Origin of the sequence: Pseudomonas serboccidentalis, assembly GCF_028830055.1 — a bacterium.
Taxonomy (GTDB): domain Bacteria; phylum Pseudomonadota; class Gammaproteobacteria; order Pseudomonadales; family Pseudomonadaceae; genus Aquipseudomonas; species Aquipseudomonas serboccidentalis.
On record NZ_CP101655.1, the window covers coordinates 3,315,948 to 3,337,198 of the forward strand.

17 protein-coding genes and 1 pseudogene are annotated in these 21,251 nt (G+C 61.1%); 13 read left to right on the plus strand and 5 right to left on the minus strand.

Annotated elements, in window-relative coordinates; genetic code table 11:
• The first annotated feature begins 75 nt into the window (after positions 1-75).
• Complete coding sequence (locus tag NN484_RS15145) at positions 76-531, plus strand: DUF721 domain-containing protein (RefSeq protein ID WP_127648380.1); 456 nt, start codon at positions 76-78, stop codon at positions 529-531.
• 90 nt (positions 532-621) lie between these two features.
• Here the strand turns inward: NN484_RS15145 and NN484_RS15150 are convergent, their stop codons facing one another.
• On the minus strand, positions 622-2,109 hold the full coding sequence (locus NN484_RS15150) for a helicase HerA-like domain-containing protein (RefSeq protein WP_215502739.1): 1,488 nt from the start codon (positions 2,107-2,109) through the stop codon (positions 622-624).
• A 187-nt stretch (positions 2,110-2,296) separates the two neighbouring features.
• Between NN484_RS15150 and NN484_RS27370 the strand changes: the two are divergent.
• The 5 genes and pseudogenes from NN484_RS27370 to gpgF all read left to right on the plus strand — a co-directional run.
• Positions 2,297-3,328, plus strand: a pseudogene (locus tag NN484_RS27370) (cache domain-containing protein); the annotation flags it as partial.
• Positions 3,329-3,421: 93 nt separating this feature from the next.
• Positions 3,422-4,186, plus strand: a complete 765-nt coding sequence (locus NN484_RS27375; RefSeq protein WP_371043227.1) for a methyl-accepting chemotaxis protein — start codon at positions 3,422-3,424, stop codon at positions 4,184-4,186.
• Between the two features lie 174 nt (positions 4,187-4,360).
• A complete protein-coding gene (gene gpgS / locus NN484_RS15160) occupies positions 4,361-5,473 on the plus strand; it encodes an N-acetylglucosaminyl phosphatidylglycerol synthase (protein ID WP_127648423.1) in 1,113 nt (370 codons plus the stop codon).
• Positions 5,466-6,242, plus strand: a complete 777-nt coding sequence (gene gpgD, locus NN484_RS15165; protein ID WP_127648377.1) for an N-acetylglucosaminyl phosphatidylglycerol deacetylase — start codon at positions 5,466-5,468, stop codon at positions 6,240-6,242. Before gpgS ends, gpgD begins: the two co-directional genes overlap by 8 nt.
• Positions 6,239-7,234: a glucosaminyl phosphatidylglycerol flippase gene (gene gpgF / locus NN484_RS15170; RefSeq protein WP_274657414.1), complete on the plus strand. Its 996-nt coding sequence runs from the start codon at positions 6,239-6,241 to the stop codon at positions 7,232-7,234. Before gpgD ends, gpgF begins: the two co-directional genes overlap by 4 nt.
• A gap of 72 nt (positions 7,235-7,306) precedes the next feature.
• Here gpgF and NN484_RS15175 read toward each other — a convergent pair whose 3' ends face one another.
• Together NN484_RS15175 and purU are read right to left on the minus strand one after the other, a co-directional pair.
• Positions 7,307-7,483, minus strand: coding sequence for a hypothetical protein (locus NN484_RS15175; RefSeq protein ID WP_164747833.1), 177 nt, complete (start codon positions 7,481-7,483; stop codon positions 7,307-7,309).
• A gap of 88 nt (positions 7,484-7,571) precedes the next feature.
• Entirely contained in the window at positions 7,572-8,420 is an 849-nt protein-coding gene (purU, locus tag NN484_RS15180) for a formyltetrahydrofolate deformylase (RefSeq protein ID WP_025112763.1), read from the minus strand.
• 333 nt (positions 8,421-8,753) lie between these two features.
• On the opposite strand from purU, the gene mvaT reads away from it, so the two are divergent.
• Complete coding sequence (gene mvaT, locus NN484_RS15185) at positions 8,754-9,131, plus strand: histone-like nucleoid-structuring protein MvaT (protein ID WP_003227581.1); 378 nt, start codon at positions 8,754-8,756, stop codon at positions 9,129-9,131.
• 103 nt (positions 9,132-9,234) lie between these two features.
• Here mvaT and sbcB read toward each other — a convergent pair whose 3' ends face one another.
• Positions 9,235-10,665, minus strand: coding sequence for an exodeoxyribonuclease I (gene sbcB, locus NN484_RS15190; protein WP_274657415.1), 1,431 nt, complete (start codon positions 10,663-10,665; stop codon positions 9,235-9,237).
• Between the two features lie 181 nt (positions 10,666-10,846).
• On the opposite strand from sbcB, the gene NN484_RS15195 reads away from it, so the two are divergent.
• From NN484_RS15195 to NN484_RS15220, 6 genes are all read left to right on the plus strand, one after another.
• Positions 10,847-11,572, plus strand: a complete 726-nt coding sequence (locus NN484_RS15195) for an RDD family protein (RefSeq protein WP_274657416.1) — start codon at positions 10,847-10,849, stop codon at positions 11,570-11,572.
• The gene (locus tag NN484_RS15200) at positions 11,569-12,546 is read left to right on the plus strand and encodes a stage II sporulation protein M (RefSeq protein WP_274657417.1); all 978 of its coding nucleotides are present in this window, start codon (positions 11,569-11,571) and stop codon (positions 12,544-12,546) included. The genes NN484_RS15195 and NN484_RS15200 overlap by 4 nt, the downstream gene beginning before the upstream one ends.
• Positions 12,533-14,080 carry a DUF4129 domain-containing protein gene (locus NN484_RS15205; protein ID WP_274657418.1) on the plus strand — a complete coding sequence of 516 codons (1,548 nt, stop codon included), beginning with the start codon at positions 12,533-12,535 and terminating at the stop codon, positions 14,078-14,080. Before NN484_RS15200 ends, NN484_RS15205 begins: the two co-directional genes overlap by 14 nt.
• Positions 14,077-15,240, plus strand: a complete 1,164-nt coding sequence (locus NN484_RS15210; RefSeq protein ID WP_274657419.1) for a DUF4350 domain-containing protein — start codon at positions 14,077-14,079, stop codon at positions 15,238-15,240. The genes NN484_RS15205 and NN484_RS15210 overlap by 4 nt, the downstream gene beginning before the upstream one ends.
• Positions 15,237-16,238 carry an AAA family ATPase gene (locus NN484_RS15215; protein ID WP_215502728.1) on the plus strand — a complete coding sequence of 334 codons (1,002 nt, stop codon included), beginning with the start codon at positions 15,237-15,239 and terminating at the stop codon, positions 16,236-16,238. The genes NN484_RS15210 and NN484_RS15215 overlap by 4 nt, the downstream gene beginning before the upstream one ends.
• 115 nt (positions 16,239-16,353) lie before the next feature.
• The gene (locus tag NN484_RS15220) at positions 16,354-17,685 is read left to right on the plus strand and encodes a DUF58 domain-containing protein (RefSeq protein WP_274657420.1); all 1,332 of its coding nucleotides are present in this window, start codon (positions 16,354-16,356) and stop codon (positions 17,683-17,685) included.
• Here NN484_RS15220 and NN484_RS15225 read toward each other — a convergent pair.
• Positions 17,682-21,248 carry a hypothetical protein gene (locus tag NN484_RS15225; RefSeq protein WP_215502726.1) on the minus strand — a complete coding sequence of 1,189 codons (3,567 nt, stop codon included), beginning with the start codon at positions 21,246-21,248 and terminating at the stop codon, positions 17,682-17,684. The genes NN484_RS15220 and NN484_RS15225 overlap by 4 nt on opposite strands.
• Positions 21,249-21,251 lie beyond the last annotated feature (3 nt).

Below are 21,251 nucleotides of genomic sequence, written 5' to 3' on the forward strand. Positions count from 1 at the left end.
GGGACAAAAGCAATGGGCGAGTGAAACTGGTGCTTTCTGCTACCATGGCGTTTCTGTTACTTCAGGTGTTCGATCATGGCATTTCGCCCCCTTACGGCCAGAGCACCCGCCGTTCTGCTTCGCGAAGCCAAGCCGCTCAAAGCCATCCTCGGCCATGCCCAACGCCTGGGGCATCTGCAACGCCTGCTCGAAAGCCAACTGCAACCGGCCGCCCGCGCACATTGCCATGTGGCCAAGTGGCGCGAAGGCGAACTGTCGCTGGTGGTCACGGACGGCCATTGGGCCACGCGCCTGCGCTACCAACAAAAACGCCTGCAGCGGCAACTGCAGCTGTTCGAAGAATTTGCCAACCTGACGCGGATCAAGTTCACCGTGCGACCGCCGATCGTGCAGCACGGGGCTGTCGGGCACACGATGGATCTGTCGAGCGATGCGGCGGCGACCATTCAGTCCACAGCCGACGGGATCAGTGATCCGAATCTGCGCGCGGCGCTGGAGCGTCTGGCGGCGCACGCCAAAGACAAAGCCTGACAGCAAGATCAAAGGATCGCAGCCTGCGGCAGCTCCTACAGTTGGATTGCAATTCTCTGTAGGAACTGCCGCAGGCTGCGATCTGTGCTTTTAACGGCGTTTACTGCCACCGAGCAACGAGCCCATCAGGCCGCGCACCAGTTGTTTGCCGAGATTATTGGCAGCCTGGCGCATGGCTGACTTCAGCGCTTGCCCCGCCGCCGTCCCCAGGAACTCTCCGGCACGATCGGCAAGGCTCGGCTCTTCAGGCGCTGGTTTGCCCACTGGGGCTTCAGCCTCCGGCGCCAAGCCTTTGCGGCCCATCAGGATTTCATACGCCGACTCACGATCGATCGGCTTGTCATACCGCCCCTTGAATGGCGAACCACCGATCAGCACCGTGCGCTCGGTTTCGCTCAACGGCCCGATCCGCGATTGCGGCGGCGCCACCAGCACGCGCTGGACCATCTCCGGCGTGCCCTTTTCCTGCAACGTACCGACCAACGCCTCGCCGATGCCCAATTCCGTCAGCACCGACAAGGTGTCGAACCCCGGATTCGGCCGGAAGCCATCGGCCACCGCCCGCAGGGATTTCTGTTCCTTGGCGGTAAACGCGCGCAAGCCGTGCTGGATCCGCAGGCCAAGCTGCGCCAGCACGTCGTCCGGCAAGTCGCCCGGCGACTGGGTGACGAAATACACCCCCACGCCTTTCGAGCGGATCAGCCGCACCACTTGTTCCAGCCGTTCCTGCAACGCCTTGGGCGTATCGCCGAACAGTAAATGGGCTTCATCGAAGAACAGCGCCAGCAACGGTTTGTCGGCATCGCCACGCTCCGGCAACTGCTCGAACAGCTCGGCCAACAGCCACAGCAGGAACGTCGCATAGACCTTCGGTGCTTCGTGAACCAGACGACTGGCATCCAGTAGATGAATACGCCCACGGCCGTCAGCCGCTGGTTGCAGAATGTCTTCGAGTTGCAGCGCCGGTTCGCCGAACAAGGCTTCAGCGCCCTGCTGCTCCAGAGTCGCCAGCCGGCGCAACAACGCCTGACTGGAACCGGTGGTCATCAGCGCGGCGTCTTCGCCGAGCAATTGCGGGTTGTCCTTGAGGTGATTGAGCAGCGCCTTGAGGTCTTTCAGGTCCAGCAGCAACAGGCCTTCGCGGTCCGCCACTTTAAAAGCCGCGTACAGCGCCGACTGCTGACTGTCGGTCAGTTCCAGCAGACTGCCGATCAACAACGGGCCCATTTCACTCAGGGTGGTGCGCAACGGATGACCGGATTCGCCGTGAATGTCCCACAGCGTTACCGGATAAGCCTGCGGTTTGTAGTCAAGCCAGGGCATCCCGGCGATGCGCTCGGCGACCTTGCCCTGCGGATTGCCGGCGGCACCGAGGCCGCACAGGTCACCTTTGATGTCGGCGGCGAACACCGCCACCCCGGCGTCACTGAAAGCCTCGGCGAGGCGCTGCAAGGTCACCGTCTTGCCGGTCCCGGTCGCACCGGCGATCAGCCCGTGTCGGTTCGCCAGGCGCATGGCCTGAGCAATCGATTGCCCCGCCAGATCGGCGCCGATAACGAGTTGCGATGTGTCAGGCATTTTGTCACCTATGGTTAATCTTTAATTCGCGATGGCCGATAAACAAGGCGAGTACCCGGCCGAAAGGTCGAGTCGGACATTTCCCTAAGGAGAGACGGAAATATCAGTTGGTTTTCACCCTTGCCCATATTGCGCGTCCTTATAAAAGCACGCCCAGGACATTAAGACCTTAGCGGAACCCCAAGCCATGAACAAAAATCTGCGCTTCAGCCATAAAATTTTGCTTGCCGCCGCCCTCATCGTCATCGCCGCTTTCGCCTCGTTCACCCTGTACAACGACTGGCTGCAACGCAACGCGATCCGCGATGACCTGAACAACTATCTCAACGAGATGGGCGAGGTGACTTCAGACAACATCCAGACCTGGCTCAACGGGCGCATTCTACTGATCGAGAACGCCGCCCAGAATATCGCCATCAATCCGGAACCTGCCAACGTCGCCAGCCTGCTGGAACAGAAATCCCTGACTTCGACGTTCATGGCCACCTACCTGGGCGATGCCACCGGTCACTTCACCATCCGCCCGGACGTGAAGATGCCGGACGGTTTCGATCCACGGGTTCGTCCTTGGTACAAAGGCGCCGAGAGCAGCAGCACTTCGACCTTGACCGAACCGTACATCGACGCCGCCACCGGCCAATTGATCATTTCCATCGCCACCGCCTCGAAAAAAGCCGGTCAGAGCGTGGGCGTGGTCGGCGGCGACCTGAGCCTGCAATCGCTGGTCGACACCCTCGCCGCCCGGGATTTCGACGGTATGGGTTATGTGTTCCTGGTCAGCGCCGACGGCAAGATCCTCGTGCACCCGGACAAGGCGCTGGTGATGAAGTCGCTGAAAGAAGCCTATCCGCAGGACACCCCGCGCATCAGCACCGACTTCAGTGAAATCACCGTCGATGGCAAAACCCGCATCGTCACCTTCGCGCCGATCAAAGGCCTGCCGTCGGTCAACTGGTACATCGGGCTGTCGGTCGACAAGGACAAAGCTTTCACGATGCTCAGCCAGTTCCGTACCTCGGCGGTCATCGCTACGGTGATCGCGGTGGTGATCATCATCGCGCTGCTGGGCATGCTGATTCGCCTGCTGATCCAGCCACTGCACGTCATGACCCGCGCCATGGAAGACATCGCCGACGGCGAAGGCGACCTGACCAAACGCCTGACCATCGTCAATCACGATGAATTTGGTGTGCTGGGTACCGCATTCAACCGTTTCGTCGAGCGTATTCACGGTTCGATCCGCGAAGTGTCGTCGGCCACCGGGCAAGTCAACGAAGTCGCCCTGCGCGTGGTCGCAGCGTCCAACTCGTCGATGTACAACTCCGATCAGCAAGCCTCGCGCACCAGCAGCGTCGCCGCCGCGATCAATCAACTGGGCGCCGCCGCTCAGGAAATCGCCCGCAACGCCGCGCAAGCCTCGAACCAGGCCAGTGATGCCCGCGGCCTCGCCGAAGACGGCCAGCAAGTGGTGGATCGCAGCATCAAGGCGATGAATCAACTGTCGAGCATGCTCAGCGCTTCCAGCAGCAACATCGAGTCGCTGAACAGCAAAACCGTGAACATCGGGCAGATTCTGGAAGTGATCACCAGCATCTCCCAGCAAACCAACCTGCTGGCGCTCAACGCCGCCATTGAAGCGGCGCGTGCCGGTGAGGCTGGCCGTGGTTTCGCGGTGGTGGCCGATGAAGTGCGCAACCTGGCGCACCGCACCCAGGAATCGGCGCAGCAAGTGCAGACCATGATCGAGGAGCTGCAAGTCGGCGCCCGTGAATCGGTAAGCACCATGAGTGACAGCCAGCGCCACAGCCAGGACAGCGTGGAAATCGCCAACCTCGCCGGCGAACGCCTGAACAGCGTGACCCAGCGCATCGGCGAGATCGACGGGATGAACCAGTCGGTGGCGACCGCCACCGAGGAACAGACGGCAGTGGTCGAGTCGATCAACGTCGACATCACCGAGATCAACACGCTGAACCAGGAAGGCGTCGAGAACCTGCAGGCGACCTTGCGCGCCTGTTCGGATCTGGAGCAGCAGGCTTCACGTCTGAAGCAGCTGGTAGGCAGTTTCCGCATCTAAGATCAAAAGATCGCAGCCTGCGGCAGCTCCTACAGGGTGAACAAAAATCCCGTGTAGGAGCTGCCGCAGGCTGCGATCTTTATGCCCTTGAGACCCACCGCCAACTCCCGACCGAACATCTATTCTGGATAAAGGTCAACCAAGGGAGTGCAACGCAGCGGAGGGTTGATTACTGTGCATATCGCCGACATCACCATGTTTTACGCCCCGGCCAGCGGTGGCGTACGCACGTACCTGGACGCCAAGCACCGCCGCTTGGGCGTCAAACCGGGAATTCGCCACAGCCTGCTGATCCCCGGCGCGCATCTGGGCGAACATGACGGCGTCTACACGGTGCCCGCCCCTGCCCTGCCCTTCGGCAAAGGCTATCGCTTCCCGCTGCGCCTCGCGCCATGGCGCAATGTCCTGCAGGATTTGCAGCCGGATCTGATCGAAGTCGGCGATCCGTACCTCACCGCCTGGGCGGCGCTCGATGCGCGGCGCCAACTGGACGTGCCGGTGATCGGCTTTTACCACTCGGACCTGCCGCTGCTGGTCGGCAATCGCATGGGCCATTGGGTCACGCCGAATATCGAGGCGTACGTCACCAAACTCTACGGCAACTTCGACCGGGTGCTGGCGCCCAGCCAGGTCATGGCCGACAAACTCACGGGCCTGGGGGTGCGCAACGTCTACGTGCAACCACTGGGCGTGGACCTGCAAACCTTTCACCCTGACGCCCGCGATAACGGCCTGCGCGCGGAACTGGGAATTACCGAGGACACTCGCCTGCTGATTTTTGCCGGGCGCGGCTCCAAGGAAAAGAACCTGCCAATCCTGCTCAAGTGCATGCAACGCCTCGGCCCGCGCTATCACCTGCTGCTGGTCGGCTCGTCGATGCCTGCCGTGGTCCCGGACAATGTCAGCGTCATCGACTCATTCTGCCCGGCGCCCACCGTGGCCCGGTTGATGGCCAGCGCTGATGCCCTGCTGCATGCCGGTGATCAGGAAACCTTCGGCCTGGTGATTCTTGAAGCCATGGCCTGCGGGATTCCGGTCGTCGCGGTGGCGGCCGGGGCGTTCGAGGAAATCATCAACGAAGATTGCGGCTTGCTGTGTCTGCCGAACAACCCGCAGGCCATGGCCAATGCGGTGCGCGAACTGTTCAGCCGTGGTTGCGTGAAACTCGGCCGCCAGGCGCGGCAACATGTCGAACAGCATTACGCCTGGGACACGGTGGTCGACAGCCTGCTCAGTCATTATCACGCGGTCCTCGGCCACTCGCTGCCAAGGGTGGCCAATGGCTGATCGGCTGAACTGTCGCGCCGTACTGCTGGTGCTGCATGACGTAGCGCCGTCGACGTGGGCGGATTATCGACCGTTTGTCGAAGCGGTCGATGCGATCGGCGGCGTCCCGATGACCTGGCTGGTGGTTCCGGACTTCCATGGGCACGACGCACTTGCCAACCACCCGGCGTTTTGCCGAATGCTCGGCGAGCGGCTTGCCCGTGGCGATGAGCTAGCCTTGCACGGCTATTACCATGAGGACCGCGAGCCAGCCCCAACCACGCCCCGGGACTGGTTCATGCGCCGGATCTACACCCACGAAGGCGAGTTTTATCGTTTGCCCCACGCCGCCGCCCTGGCTCGCCTGCGCGCCGGCATCGAGCTGTTCCAGCGCAATGACTGGCCGTTGCACGGTTTCGTCGCCCCGGCCTGGCTGATGAGCGAGGGCACGCGCCAGGCCCTTCGCGAGCTGCCATTGCGCTACACCAGCGACCCGCAGCATCTTTATCAATTACCGGATTTCACCCCCATCGACACCCCGGGCCTGGTCTGGAGCGCTCGCAGTGCCTGGCGCCGAGGCCTGTCAAAAATCGTCAGCGACCAACGCGAACAGCACTGGCGCGACGCCCCGGTGATTCGTCTAGGCTTGCACCCGGTAGACATGCGTCATCCGTTCGCGCGTGATTACTGGCTACACACCCTTGAACGACTGCTGGCGGAAGGACGCAAGCCCATGAGCAAAATCGACTGGCTGATCTATCAACGTGAGCGGATGGGACGCGCGGCATGAGTCGCGGCATTGTGCTGTTGATCGGCCTGCTCGCCGCCGTCCTGATTCCGGTGCTGCTCGGCGGCGGTGAAATCGGCGCGCGGCTGCAGAACTTTCCGCTGCAATGGCTGCTGATCATGTTCGGCATGATCCTGCTTTGCTGGGGCATCAATACCCTGCGCCTGCGACTGCTGCTGGGCGATCAGCGGGAGCGGGTCACGCCGCTGAAAAGCCTGGGCGTGGTCATGGCCGCAGAGTTTGCCTACTGCGCCACCCCCGGCGGCAGTGGCGGGCCGCTGACAATCATGGCGTTGCTCGCCCGCTGCGGCGTGCGCCCGGCCCGGGGCAGCGCAGTGTTTGCCATGGATCAGTTGAGTGATCTGCTGTTCTTTCTCTGCGCCCTGAGCGGCATTCTGATTTACGCGTTGTTTCAGCACCTCAGCGACCGCCTGGAGTGGTTGCTGATGGTCAGTGCGGTGTCGCTGTTCGGCGGGCTATTGAGTTGCGTGCTGCTGGCGCGCTACCACCGCCGCCTGATCCGCCTGAGCGGGCGCCTGCTCGCCCGCCTGAACGTGCAACCCGCCACTCGCCGGCGCTGGGCGCGCAAGCTGCTGCATTTTCTCGACGCGTTTATCGACACGCTCAAGTTGCCGTGGCAGACCCTGGTCAAAGTCTTCGCCCTGACCTGCATGCACTGGCTGCTGCGCTACAGCGTGTTGTACCTGGCCTTGCGCGGGTTGGGCGCGGACCTGCAATGGGCCTGGAGTTTTCTGGTGCAGATGCTGTCATTGGGCGCCGGCCAAATGAGCCTGTTGCCCGGTGGCGCAGGCGCGGCGGAACTGACTTCGGCGGCGCTGCTGGCGCCGATGGTCGGCAAATCCACCGCCGCGGCGGCGATTCTGATCTGGCGGGTGGTGACGTTCTACTTCTATCTGTTGGTGGGCGGCCCGGTGTTTCTATTGATGCTGGGACGGCCATTGCTCAAGAAACTGCTGAAGATTCGACAAGCCTGAAGATCGCAGCCTGCGGCAGCGCCTACAGGGGTTCGCCATTCAATGTAGGCGCTGCCGCAGGCTGCGATCTTTTCAGGCCGACTCACTGTCCTCATCCGGTTCGGGCTTCACCTGCTCCCACAACTCCGCCGCCCCGGGAAACTCGGTGCCGTCTTCCGGGCTCAGGTCATCCGGGTCGTAGCGGCTCAGACAGCCCTCCCCCAGAGTCGCAGGCGCTTTCGAAGTGGCTTTGTCCAGTGGATCGCTCACGGGCAGTTCCTCAAGGGCTGAAACGAAAAAAGGGCCTGGAACGATTGAACGCCCAGGCCCTTCATTATTCAAGCATGCGTGGGTTCGATCAGAACACCACGGTCTTGTTGCCGTGCACCAGCACGCGGTCTTCGAGGTGATAACGCAGGCCCCGGGCCAACACCATCTTCTCGACGTCACGGCCGAAACGCACCATGTCTTCGATGCTGTCGCTGTGGCTGACACGCACCACGTCCTGCTCGATGATCGGACCGGCGTCCAGCTCTTCGGTGACGTAGTGGCAGGTCGCGCCGATCAGTTTCACGCCGCGCAGCGACGCCTGATGGTACGGCTTGGCGCCGACGAACGACGGCAGGAAGCTGTGGTGAATGTTGATCACCTTGTGCGCGTACTCGCGGCACAACGACGGTGGCAGGATCTGCATGTAGCGCGCCAGCACCACCACTTCGGCATCGTGCTGTTTGACCAGACGCGACACTTCGGCGAATGCCGGTTCCTTGTCCTGCGGATTGACCGGGACATGGTAATAAGGAATGCCGTGCCACTCGACCATGCTGCGCAGGTCATTGTGGTTGGAAATCACGCAGGAGATTTCGCAATCGAGCTCATCGCTGTGCCAGCGGTGCAGCAAGTCGGCCAGGCAGTGAGATTCGCGGCTGGCCATCAGCACTACGCGCTTCTTCTGCTCGGTGTCGGTGATGCGCCAGTCCATCGAGAACTCTTCGGCGATCGGCGCAAACTTCTCGCGCAACACTTCAATACCGAACGGCAGCGAATCGGCACGAATTTCGTGACGCATGAAGAACCAGCCGTTCTGATTGTCCGAATGGTGGCTCGCTTCGGTGATCCAGCCGTTGTGGGATGCCAGAAAGTTACTGACTTTGGCAACGATGCCAACGCGGTCAGGGCAGGAAATCACCAACCGAAAGGTGCGCATGGGGGGAAACTCCAGAACTTCGCAAAGGCGGGCATTCTAGCGACTGCGCGCGGAAACTGCAGTATTGATGACCCTGTCCGCGGAAAACGAGCGGTTCAGGGTTTCTCGGCGCCGCGCACACGAAGGGGATGACGCGCCTGCAGCATTGTTCAGGTGGATAATTGTGAATATTCGTGATGACTGCATCACATTATTTAACAGCGCATTCAATTTACCGGTTATTTCACGTAACTAATTCAAATAAAAAAACCGCTTAAATGTTTACTTGATGAAACAGCCTGACTATTATTGCGGCACTGTCCCTGCCATTCAACACCTCATAAGGTAGTTATCATGTCCTTGATCAACGAATATCGTGCCACTGAAGAAGCAATCAAAGAGCTGCAAGCCCGTTTGAAGAACCTGTCGCAAGACGACAAATTGCAAGCCGAGCTGGAATTCGAAGGCAAACTGCGCACCCTGATGGGCGAATACTCCAAGTCCCTGCGCGACATCATCGCCCTGCTGGATCCAGAGTCGAAAACCAAAGGCACCCGTGGCGCCGCAGTAAAAACTACCGGCACCAAGCGCGCACGCAAAGTTAAACAATACAAAAACCCGCACAACGGCGAAGTCATCGAAACCAAAGGTGGCAACCACAAGACTCTGAAAGAGTGGAAAGCCAAGTGGGGCGGTGACGTGGTTGAAGGCTGGGCTACCCTGCTGGGCTAAGCCGCAACGCCGGTCGCCGATTGCTTCTGCGACCCATGAAAAACGCCAGCATACGCTGGCGTTTTTTTATGCGCGGCCTTTCATGGAGACACTATGTTCGATTTCAAAGATTCAAACGTTTGCGCAATGCCTCGACATAACTCTGCCACTCATTGAGCACTTGATTCTGTAGCGGCGTAGCACTAAGCGCCCATTGCTGCGCGGCTTCGGCAAATGATCTCAGGGTATTAGGTGCGCCCATTTGCGGCTCGGACAAACGCTGCTGGCAGAATATTCTCCAGCGCTCTTGCTCTGCAGAATTCAACGTCTCGGGAAAGTTGCGTGCGCGATATCGAAAGAGCAATTCAGGCAGACGTTCATCATCGAACGGCCAGTGTTCTTGCGCTAACTGCGCCGGATCCGCCGTCCTCACTTGCTCGCATAGACGCCGATCGCGATCACCGATAAATCCATCGTACAACTGCTGTTCCGGGTCTTCACTCGGGGTGAAGTCTTCGCTGGCATACATTGCCGTAACTTTATCTTTCCAAACTTGTTGTGCGTCACTTAGCCGCAGCGCACGCGCCTGATAGAGCGCCATGTCCAACCCAAGGCGCTGCTGATCGTCGGCACGCAATACCGACAACGGCGCCACCACCGGGCAGCGATTGATGTGAATCAGCTTGAGCGGCACCGGCAGTTCACCCTCGGCCAACGCGTCGCGGCGGGTGTAAAGACGCTGACGCAGGGTATCGGCGTCCAGATCCAGCAAGCCTTGCGGGTCGAGGTGCAGGTCACAGACGATCAAGGCATTGCGATTACGCGGATGCCAGGCCAATGGCAGCACCACACCGACATAATGCCGGGCCGCCGAAAAGCGTCCAGAGATATGCACCATCGGCTGCAGCAGGCGAATCTGATCCATGACCTTCTGCTTGCTGCGCAGTTGAAACAGCCAGTCATACAACTTCGGCTGTTTCTCGCGGATCAACCGCGCCAGGGCGATGGTTGCGCGCACATCCGACAAGGCTTCGTGGGCATGCCCATGGTCGATGTTGTTGGCGGCCGTCAGGCGTTCGAGTTTGAGGGTGACCTTGCCTTCGTCATCGGTCGGCCAGACCAGACCGTCGGGGCGCAACGCATAGGCGGCGCGTACCACATCGATCAGATCCCAACGACTGTTGCCGCCCTGCCACTCGCGGGCGTACGGGTCGAAGAAGTTGCGGTAGAGGCTGTAGCGGGTCATCTCGTCGTCGAACCGCAGGGTGTTGTAACCCGCGCCGCAGGTGCCCGGCGCTGCCAGTTGCGTGTGCACCCGGGTCATGAAGTCGGCTTCGCTCAGACCCTGCTCGGCGAGACGGCTCGGGGTGATGCCGGTAATTGCACACGCAGCGGGATGCGGCAGGATGTCTTCGCTGGGCTGGCAGTAGAGGTTGACCGGTTCGTCGATTTCATTGAGATCGTGATCGGTGCGAATCCCGGCCACCTGCAGCGGACGATCGTTGCGGGGATTGATGCCGGTGGTTTCGTAGTCGTACCAAAAGATTGAAGTCACGGGCGGTTCCTGAACTGAAGATCGGCGAAGTCTAGGCGTTGAACCGCCATCGCGGCCAGCGCTCTGTCATTCAACCACCGTGCGCCACACGATGTGCAATACATAGTTATGTCGTTTTCCCCCAAGAGGCTGCTAGCATCGGACAGACTTCGCATCCCGATCCGGCCCCATCAGGTAGCCCATGCTCGAGAACACAGCAGCGCCACGGAAAGCACCGCTGAACCCGCCACTCGATACCCGCTATCAAGTGGAAACCCCGGAAGGCATCGACCTGCCGTTGCGCCCGGCCGGTCTGATGGTGCGCACCCTGGCCTTCGGCATCGACCTGGGCATTCGCGGCGCCCTCCTCGGCGTGCTGTTCCTGGCACTGGCGTTTCTCGGCAAGCTCGGCATGGGCCTGGGGTCGCTGCTGCTGTTTGCCGTCAGCTGGTGGTACATGGTGCTGTTCGAAGTGCTGCATCAGGGCCGTTCGCCGGGCAAGCAATGGATGGGGCTGCGGGTGATCCACGATAACGGCACACCCATCGGCTGGTCGGCCTCGCTGCTGCGCAACCTGTTGCGCTTTGTCGATCTGCTGCCGTTCGGCTACTTCCTTGGCGCCATCAGTTGCCTGCAACACCCGACCTTCAAGCGCCTGGGCGACATTGCCGCCGGCACCCTGGTGGTCTACAGCGAACGCGCCCTGCTCCGCCCGCAATTACCCGACGCCCAGCCGCGCAGCGCGCCCGTGCCGCTCAATCTCAGCGAACAACGCGCGCTGCTTGCCTTCGCCGAGCGCCAGGCTGAACTGTCACCCGCGCGGGTCAATGAGCTGGCGGCCCTGCTGGCCCAGCCGCTGCACATCCCGGCGCCCAAAGCGGTCAGCGAACTCAACGGCATCGCCCGCGGCTTGTTGGGTCCGACATGAAACAGAGTCTTTTCGAAGCCCGCCACAAGGCCGAATGGGAGCGTTACACGCTGGCCCTCGAGCGCCTCGAACACGGCAAGGACACTTCTCAGGTGGCCAGTTTCCCCAAGGCTTACCGGCGCGTGTGCCAGCATCTGGCGCTGGCGCAGGAGCGCGGCTACAGCAGTTTTCTGATCGACTCGCTGCAGCAACAGGTGTTGCGCGGCCATCAGCAGCTGTATCGGCACCGCAGTCGTTTCGGCGCCAACCTGCTGGGTTTCATCCTCGCCGACTTCCCCCGACTGGTGCGCGCCGAATGGCCATTCGTGCTGGCTGCCGGCCTGCTGTTTTTCGGCAGCCTGATCGGTTTTGCGCTGTTGGTATATGCCTATCCCGAGCTGATCTACAACCTGATCCCCGCCGAACAGGTGCGCGAGATGCAGAGCCTGTACGATCCGGTGGCCGGGCACCTCGGGCGCTCGGCCGAACGCGCCGCCAGTGAAGACTGGGTGATGTTCGGATACTACGTGATGCACAATATCGGCATCGCTTTCCAGACCTTCGCCAGTGGCTTGCTGCTGGGGGTGGGCAGTGCGTTTTTCCTGTTCTACAACGGCTTGGTCATCGGAGCGGTGGCCGGACACCTGACCGAGATCGGGTTTGGTCAGACGTTCTGGTCGTTCGTGATCGGCCACGGCGCTTTTGAACTGACTGCCATTGCCCTGGCTGGAGCGGCAGGCCTCAAACTGGGCTGGGCAGTGGTCGCACCGGGGCGTCTGACGCGTGGCGAGGCACTGGTGGAAGCCGCGCGCAAGAGCGTCCTGCTGGTGTGCGGGGTCATACTGTTGCTGTTGATCGCCGCTTTCGTCGAGGCGTACTGGTCATCAAAAACCAGCGTCACCCCGCTGACCAAATATCTGGTCGGCGCGGCGCTGTGGGCGGCGGTGGCGGCGTACTTGCTGTTTGCCGGAAGGACACGCCATGCGCCTGAGTGACGCCACCGTAGCCATCCGCCCGCGCAGCACCTGGGAAGCCATGGACCTGGGCGTCCTCATGAGTCAGCAGCACCGGCGTCTGCTGATGACCAGTTGGGCCATCGTCACCCTGCCGCTGTTCGCCTTGCTGACGTTGTTGCTGTGGGATTCGCCGTCGCTGGCGGTGTTCATTTTCTGGTGGCTGAAACCGGCTTACGAACGCCTGCCACTGTACATCCTGTCCAAGGCCCTGTTCGGCGAAACACCGACTCTGAAACAGGCCCTGGGCGAATTTCCTCGGTTGCTCAAACCGCAACTGCTGGCCAGCCTGACCTGGCGCCGCCTGAGCCTGAGCCGCAGTTTTCTGCTGCCGGTGTTGCAGCTTGAAGGCCTCGACGGTGCGGCCCGCCAGCAACGTCTGCAGGTGTTGTTGCAACGCAATGCCGGCGCCGCACAATGGCTGACGATCATCGGCATGCACCTGGAGACCGCGCTGTGGATCGGCCTGATGGTACTGTTCTACATGCTGCTGCCGCAGCCGATCGAAACCGACTGGGACTGGCAATCGTTGATCCTCGACGCCGATCACCCTTGGCGCTGGCTGGAGCACCTGACCAATACCTTTTATGCGCTGGTGCTGGTGATCTGGGAGCCGGTGTATGTCGCCTGCGGTTTCAGCCTGTATCTGAACCGGCGCACCACCCTGGAAGCGTGGGACATCGAGCTGGTGTTTCGCCGTTTGCGCCAGCGTCTGAACAGCAGCACTTTGGGTTTGCTGCTGGCCGTCTGCCTTTTGTTACCAGCAGTGCCACCCGTATGGGCCGCGGCCGATCCCGCCAGCGCGCCGCAGGCGCCACGCCTGCTGCACCAACCGCTGACCAGCCAGGCCGCGCACGACAGCATCAAGGCGTTGCTGGAACAACCACCGTTCAAGAACAAGGAAAGCGTGACCCGTTATCGCTTTGGCGACGACCCGGCCACCCCCGCCGAGGCCAGGCCCGGTGAGGCGCCGCAGTGGTTGAAGACCCTGCTCGGCTGGCTCGACAGTCAACGCTTCAATGCGCTGGGCACCCTGATTGAAGTGCTGTTGTGGGGGGCATTGATCGCCGCTATCGGCTGGCTGATCTGGCGCTACCGCGAGTTCCTGCGCACCTTCGTCAGTCGCCGGGCGAAGCTGCCCGCCCGCGTCAGGCCACCCGTACCGCAGCAAGCATTCGGCCTGGATCTGGACCCGCAAACCCTGCCCGATGACATCGCCGCCAGTGCCGAACAACTCTGGCACAGCCAGCCACGCGCCGCGCTGGGCCTGCTCTATCGCGGCTTGCTCAGCCGCCTGCTGCATGACTTCGACCTGACCTTGAAACCTGCCGACACCGAGCATCAGGTGCTGCTGCGGGTCGAGCAGTTGCAGCGCCCGGAACTGCTGAGTTTCAGCCGCACCCTGACGCTGCACTGGCAGAACATGGCGTACGGGCATCGTGTGCCGGCGGCGCATCTGCAACAGGAACTGTGTAACGGCTGGCGTGCCCTGTTCGGCCCGGGAGTACGCGTTTGAACCGGCGCAACGTGTGGCTGATCGGCGGGCTGATTGTCGCCCTGCTCGCAGCGTTGAGCTTCTATCTGTACCTCAAGGCCAGGCCCTATCAGGAAGTGATCGATCACGGCCCTTCGCCCCAGGCCCAGGCCAATCCCTATCTGGCGGCGGAAATGTTCCTGCGCGAGCGCGGCCTCAAGGTCGGCCATGCCGAAACGCTGGCGGTGCTGCCCGACATCGATCCGCGTCGGCACACCCTGCTGTTGTTCAGCGAGCGCTCGCGGATGCCCCCGCGCCAGGTCGATCAGGTGCTGAACTGGGCACGCGCCGGCGGACGCCTGGTGTTCGTCGCCGAAGCGCTGTGGGATAAACAGGCCGGACAGAGCGATGACCTGTTGCTGGACCGAGTGCAACTGCACCAGTCCCTGAGCAAGAATCTCAAGGAGCCGCCGGCAGAACTGGCCGATGACCCGTACCCGAACCTGACCAAGCTGTACCTGGAGGACGAGGACGCTCCCGCCTACGCCGGTTTCGACACCGCGTTTCATCTGGATGACCCGAAGAATCTCGCGCAAGCCTGGGCCAACAGCGCCAAGGCCACGCATATGATGCAACTGGCCTACGGCCTCGGCTCGATTACCGTGGTCACCGATGCCGAGTTGTGGAAGACCCCCGCCATCAGCAAACACGACAACGCCTGGCTGCTCTGGTACCTGAGCGCCGACACTGACGTCACGCTGCTTTTCAACACGGCACACGACGGCCTGCCGACCCTGCTCTGGCGCTATTTCCCACAAGCCATCGTTGCTCTGCTCGCGCTGATCGGCCTGGGCTTGTGGCACGTCGGTGCGCGCCATGGGCCACTGCTCGCGCCCGCCCCACAGGCTCGCCGCCAGTTGCAGGAACACCTGCGCGCCAGTGCCGATTTCATCCTGCGCCACAACGGCCAGCACACACTGTTGCAAGCCCTGCAACAGGACGTACTGCGCCGCGCCCGACGCCGCCATCCCGGCTTCGACCAATTGAACGTGGCCGAGCAATGGCTGGTGCTGTCGCGCCTGACCCGACAGCCGACCCGCGCCATCAGCCAGGCCCTGAGCCCGGTGCCGAAACAGCGCATGAGCAGCGCTGATTTCAGCCGCCAGGTGGCCCACCTGCAAACCTTGAGGAACACGCTATGAGTGAACAGATCGAGCCCGGCAGCGCCAGCCACGCCGCCCAGCAACGCCAGCGTGCCAGCCAGCTGGCGCAAGCGGTGCGCGGCGAATTGCAGAAGGCCCTGATCGGCCAGAACGGCGTGATCGACGACGTGCTGACCGCGTTGATTGCCGGTGGCCACGTGCTGCTCGAAGGCGTACCCGGACTGGGCAAGACCTTGCTGGTGCGGGCGCTGGCGCGGTGCTTCGGCGGCGAGTTCGCGCGCATCCAGTTCACCCCGGACCTGATGCCCAGCGACGTCACCGGCCACGCGGTGTACGACCTGCACACCGAGCAGTTCAAGCTGCGCAAGGGGCCGCTGTTCACCAACCTGCTGCTGGCCGACGAGATCAACCGCGCACCGGCGAAGACCCAGGCGGCGCTGCTCGAAGCGATGCAGGAACGCCAAGTCACCCTCGAAGGCCGGGCGCTGCCCATCGCCCAGCCATTCATGGTGCTCGCCACGCAAAACCCGATCGAACAGGAAGGCACTTATCCGCTGCCGGAAGCCGAACTCGACCGCTTCATGCTCAAGGTGCGCATGGACTACCCGGATGCCGAGCAGGAGCTGCACATGGTGCGTCAGGTCAGCCGCTCGACCCGCGCCGACATGCTCGATGTGCAGCCGCTGCGCACGGTCCTGCAAGCCAAGGATGTGCAGGCCTTGCAACGCATCGCCAGTGACCTGCCGCTGGACGATCAGGTGCTCGATTACGCCGTGCGCCTGGCGCGCAGCACCCGCACCTGGCCGGGACTGACCCTCGGCGCCGGGCCGCGTGCCTCCATCGCCCTGGTGCGTTGCGCCCGCGCCCGGGCGTTGCTGCGTGGCGGCGAATTCGTGATCCCCGATGACATCAAGGGCTGCGCGCTCTCGGTGTTGCGTCATCGGGTGCGGGTGGCGCCGGAGCTGGACATCGAAGGTCTGCAGGTGGACCAGGTGCTGCAGCAACTGCTCGACCAAGTGCCGGCGCCGCGCCTATGAGAATTCAGGAAAAATCAAAAGATCGCAGCCTTCGGCAGCGCCTACAGGGGATCGCGCTCTATGTAGAAGCTGCCGCAGGCTGCGATCTTTTCAGTAAACAGCCCGGTGCAGCGCCATGAAACCATCACGCCTGCTGCTGATCTGGCTGGCCATTCTGCTCGCCGTTGGCACGCTGCTGGGCACCGTGCAGGCACTCGACATCCAGACGCCCGCCAGCCTGCCGGCGATCAACTGGGGTTTGCTGCTGGCCCTGCTGGTGCTGGCGTTGCTCGACGCCGTTCGCCTGCGGCGCATGCCCTCGCCCCGAGTGCAGCGGCAAATGCCCGGCAGCCTGGCACTCGGCCGTTGGAGCGAGGTACGGCTGCAGGTCAGTCACGTCTTCAGCGAGCCGCTAACGCTGGAGATGTTTGATCATGTGCCACAGGGGTTGAGTTTCGAAAACCTGCCGCTGTCGGTCGCGCTGCAACCCGGCCAGTTCAGCGAGGTCGGCTACCGCTTGCGCCCGCTCAGTCGCGGTCACTTCACCTTCGCGCATTGCGAAGTCAACCTGCCCAGCCCGCTGGGTCTGTGGTCAGGCAAACGCCTGCTCGACGTACCCGGCGACATTCGCGTCTACCCGGACTTTGCAAAGCTCTACGGTGGGCAGTTGCTGGCGGTGGATAATCGACTCAGCCAACTCGGGGTACGTCAACGACAGCGACGCGGTCTGGGTCTGGAGTTTCACCAACTGCGAGAATTCAGAGAAGGCGACAGCCTGCGCCAGATCGACTGGAAAGCCACGGCACGCCAGCGCACACCGATTGCCCGCGAGTACGAGGACGAACGCGATCAGCAGATTATTTTCATGCTCGACTGTGGCCGGAGCATGCGCAGTCAGGACGATGAACTGTCGCACTTCGACCATGCGCTCAATGCCTGCCTGCTGCTCAGTCATGTGGCGCTGCGCCAGGGTGACGCAGTGGGCCTTAGCACCTTCGCCAGCGATCGGCCGCGATACCTGGCGCCGGTCAAAGGCACCGGTTATCTCAACGTATTGCTCAACAGCGTTTACGATCTCGACAGCACACAACGGACCGCCGACTACCAGGCAGCGGCCAATCAGATACTGGCGAAACAAAAACGCAGGGCACTGGTGATACTGATCACCCATCTGCGCGACGAAGACGATGATAACCTGTTGAACGCCGTCAAACGCCTGAGTGTTCGACACCGGGTGTTGGTGGCCAGCCTTCGGGAAACCGTGCTCGATGAAATACGCCAATGCCCGGTAGAAACACTGGACGAAGCGCTGGCCTATTGCAGCGTGGTGGACTATCTGAATGCCAGCGTGCAACGCCATGAGCACTTGATTGCCCATGGTGTTGCGGTGCTGGAAGCTCGACCCGGGGAGTTGGGAGCCGGGTTGGTGACGCAATACCTGAGCTGGAAAAAAGCCGCCGCCCTCTAACTCTCGGCCAAACCCGCAGGCGGTACAGGCCCCAGCGAATTCAGATTGAGAGGCGATTGGTTGAGTAGACGAGAAGCCTCCAGTACAACGTTATAGGCACCGCCGATGGTACCGGTGCATTGCCATTCCAGGCCGGCACTGGTCAATTGCCGAGGCACACCCAACGCTGGCACAACGGTCAATCCCACGTCCCGGGCGGAGGAGTAGCCCTTCAGCCCGAGGCTTATATCGCGATTGAGCAGATGACTGCTGGCATTGCCGACCGATAACCTGATGACATGCACCTGCGGGGTCCGCGGAAACAGCGTTGCTTGCCCCCAGACCGAATTCGCCCCATCGGTGCCCAACTGAATCAGGGCATCGGCCCAGGGATCTGCGGCCAGGGACTTGATACGGAAAGTATGGGACGGCGGCGCCTCGGCACTATTTTCGACGTGCTCAACCGTAGCAACTACCGAAACCTCCCCTGAGTTTTCCGGACGGTAGGAGAAATACGCCCACCCCTGAGCATCCGTCATCACTTGGATGGTTTTCTGCTCGGCAACGAACGTCACCTCCACACCGGACGCTGCCCGTCGTGTGCCCGACGATACAACCTTGAGGCCCAGCCGGACGCTTTCGCCCACCACCGGATCACATGAGGACTCACGCACCTTCTCGATCTCGAGTCCACTGAGTACCGACTTCTGCTCATCAGACACCTCTCCCCCCTCGTGCGTGAGCGGTGTGGACGGCGACACCGTGGACGAATCCGACGCCTCGGCGGCGGCCAGAACCTTGACATCAAATGTAAATGAGGGACCAACAGGGCCATCGTAGGGGCTTGTTAGCTCGGCACGCACTGGCTGATCACCCGGCCGAGTGGCGGTAATAGCACAGCGAGCCCAACCATTTTCCGATGTCGGAATGAGTGTTGAAGTGCCCTCGTGTGCGAAGCTCACTTCGAGTCCCGGTACTGAGCGCTGGGTATAGTACGACTGACTCTTGACCTCCAGAAAAAAGGTTTGGCCCACAATCGGATCGAACGTGAGCCCACGCAGATCGGTGATCTCCATACGGTTGTGCGCCAATACCATAGGCAGTGCAGGGAACGTGTAACCGGGTTGAGAGAGCTCCAGCGCCAGTGCCAACGTTCCGCCCTCAGCGCTGTCGCGAGCATCGAGCATCCATTCCAGGCCACCACTTGGGAGAGCCACTGCATGATCCGGCACAAGTTTCACGTTGAGATCACGATTTGACTCATCCACCCATTTCGCAACGATATCAAGTCCGATCAACAGGCTGCCGAAACGGGGATTAAACTTTAACGTGTGCGTCCCACCCAGACAGGGATGCGTGATGATGCCTTCGATAGGCTTTTCGTCAAACTCGAGCTCACCCTCTCCTTCAAGCGTTGGCGAGAGAAGTCGCCCCTGCAATTCATAGGGCGCCAACTCGTCATGGCACACATGCAACTGAAAAGATGCACTGATGGCGGAGGTTGAACTGACCTTCCAGGTCAGGCCGCTGCGGGTCAACTTCCGAGGGGTCGACGGAGAAGGCTCGATATGAAATTTCAGATCCAGGTTTTCTTCATTCGTCAGCGCCAGGTAAATATCTTCGTCCAGAAGCGTATCGTCACCCGGCATGATCAGCAGATCCACAGGCGCGGTATTACGAAAACATAGAAGTCCGACCCTTTCTTCGCGCAGACCATTGAGCGTCACCGTGACCAGCCTGCTCCAGGGATCCTCAGCCAAAACAGTGATCTCGAATACATGCTCGTGATACTGCTCATCATGAGGGCTGGCCACTCTGGCCGTCACTGTAAAATTCCCCTCCTCGCTCGGACTAAACAGGTATACACACCAACCATCATCACCGGTGAGCAAGGTTTCTTCAGGGCCTGAGCCAACACGCCACTGAACCTCAATACCTGATACGCCCCCCATGCCGAAAACCTGTGACAGTATCTGAACTTCCAGCCGCAGATCGGCACCGCCCACTGAAGGAAACCTCGACGGAGGCTTCACCTCACCGATGACCAACCAGTTATGGGCCAGGACCAGCTCTTGCAAAGGCGAGTGCCGCAACAGCTTCGAACAACTGACACTGAGCCCGAAAAGACTGTCTCCCTGGTTGCCACACACCACCTCCCACTTATGCCCCCGCCCTTCGACCGGGTTGAGGTCGTCAAGATCCGGCGTGAACGTCATACCCAGATCGCCCGGAGTGTCATTCCTGTCCCAATGCAATGCCAGTTCGGTTTCGGCCAATGCGTGCCCCTCCGCAAAGGCCAGCGTCACCTCATGGGTCGCGCCGCGGCAGGGATATCCCGTTTCGTGTCCCCAAGCCCACTCACGCGGTGAGCCATCCAAGGCAAATTTTGCGCTCAACCATGGATCCTCCTTCAACGCACGCACCGCGAACGCATACCGGGCATCTTCCTTTTTATAGTGACTGTCTACAGAGGCATCGATTAGCCAGTCGCCTGCGGTATCCGGTATCCAGGTAAGGCCGGCCTCACCGTTCTCGTCCGAGAATTGCCTGAGCAACACAACATCGTCCGCAGGAGTCGGGCCTTTCAGCGTCCAGGTGACCTCGCGGTTGGCCAGAGGCGTTTGGGTGTAATGGGACACCACCCGCACACGTAGCTCTACACTTTCATCCAGATCGATCACTGGATACCAGTCGGCCTCCTGCAACGGGATAACGTCGAGCTGGAAGTGCCCGCAAACCGCGTTCAACGGGTAGGTCTGGGCGGTGTACTCGCTGCGTATGGCCAAAGAGCGCTCAATCTCTTTGTCTTCAAAAATATCGGCACAGAAGATTTCCCACGGAACGTCCACGGAATGTTCCTGCCCAAAAGACGGGTTGGCACTGAGAATCCGCTCGGGATCCACCACGCCATCATTCACCAGCAATCCCGCATTCGTTCCAGACCACAGACTGTCGCTCGCCAGTTGCAGTGCCAGCGCATGACTGGCGCCAAAGCATAAGTGCAGTTTTTCTTCGGGGGACTGTGGCTCGCCATCAATTATCACGCTGTCCAGCCGCAAAGGCTCCAGCCATAATTCCACACTCACGAAAGTGGCTCGCACGGCACCAGGCCGGCCCGGCCCACCGTTATCCGGACTGATGATGGTAAATTTGACGCTGGTTTCATCAGGAGCGAGTGCAAGTGTGTACGGGTACTCGACAAGATTGAGATCCAGCAGCAACTGGTCGGGCTTCAATGTCTGTTCGGCGTCGGCCTCACGCGAGGGTACAAGCCTGAGCTCCACCTCCCCACCCAGGCTCGGATTGATCTTCAGCGTACCCTCCGCACCTTGAACCGCCTCGTAGAAAAATCTCAACTCGTAAACTGCTCTGCCAGCAGTCGGGCGCGGCAGCGGTGCCAGGGCGATTGTCTGTTCGCCAGTCCCCGTATTCACGGCGCTCATGAATCCGATCGTTTTTCCCTCCCATACCCCTTCTTGCCGGGTGACCTTTTGCTCGTCACTGATAATCCAGCCATCCAGCTGGTTCGCAAAATCACCGTTGACGATGAAGTTATGGCTGGCATAAATAACGTGTTCGTTCATGAC

Coding starts and splice junctions, on each gene's coding strand:
- NN484_RS15145 (WP_127648380.1), top strand. CDS start 76: ATGGCATTTCGCCCCCTTACGGCCAGAGCACCCGCCGTTCTGCTTCGC.
- NN484_RS15150 (WP_215502739.1), bottom strand. CDS start 2,109: ATGCCTGACACATCGCAACTCGTTATCGGCGCCGATCTGGCGGGGCAA.
- NN484_RS27375 (WP_371043227.1), top strand. CDS start 3,422: ATGTACAACTCCGATCAGCAAGCCTCGCGCACCAGCAGCGTCGCCGCC.
- gpgD (WP_127648377.1), top strand. CDS start 5,466: ATGGCTGATCGGCTGAACTGTCGCGCCGTACTGCTGGTGCTGCATGAC.
- gpgF (WP_274657414.1), top strand. CDS start 6,239: ATGAGTCGCGGCATTGTGCTGTTGATCGGCCTGCTCGCCGCCGTCCTG.
- purU (WP_025112763.1), bottom strand. CDS start 8,420: ATGCGCACCTTTCGGTTGGTGATTTCCTGCCCTGACCGCGTTGGCATC.
- mvaT (WP_003227581.1), top strand. CDS start 8,754: ATGTCCTTGATCAACGAATATCGTGCCACTGAAGAAGCAATCAAAGAG.
- NN484_RS15195 (WP_274657416.1), top strand. CDS start 10,847: ATGCTCGAGAACACAGCAGCGCCACGGAAAGCACCGCTGAACCCGCCA.
- NN484_RS15200 (WP_274657417.1), top strand. CDS start 11,569: ATGAAACAGAGTCTTTTCGAAGCCCGCCACAAGGCCGAATGGGAGCGT.
- NN484_RS15205 (WP_274657418.1), top strand. CDS start 12,533: ATGCGCCTGAGTGACGCCACCGTAGCCATCCGCCCGCGCAGCACCTGG.
- NN484_RS15215 (WP_215502728.1), top strand. CDS start 15,237: ATGAGTGAACAGATCGAGCCCGGCAGCGCCAGCCACGCCGCCCAGCAA.
- NN484_RS15220 (WP_274657420.1), top strand. CDS start 16,354: ATGAAACCATCACGCCTGCTGCTGATCTGGCTGGCCATTCTGCTCGCC.
- NN484_RS15225 (WP_215502726.1), bottom strand. CDS start 21,248: ATGAACGAACACGTTATTTATGCCAGCCATAACTTCATCGTCAACGGT.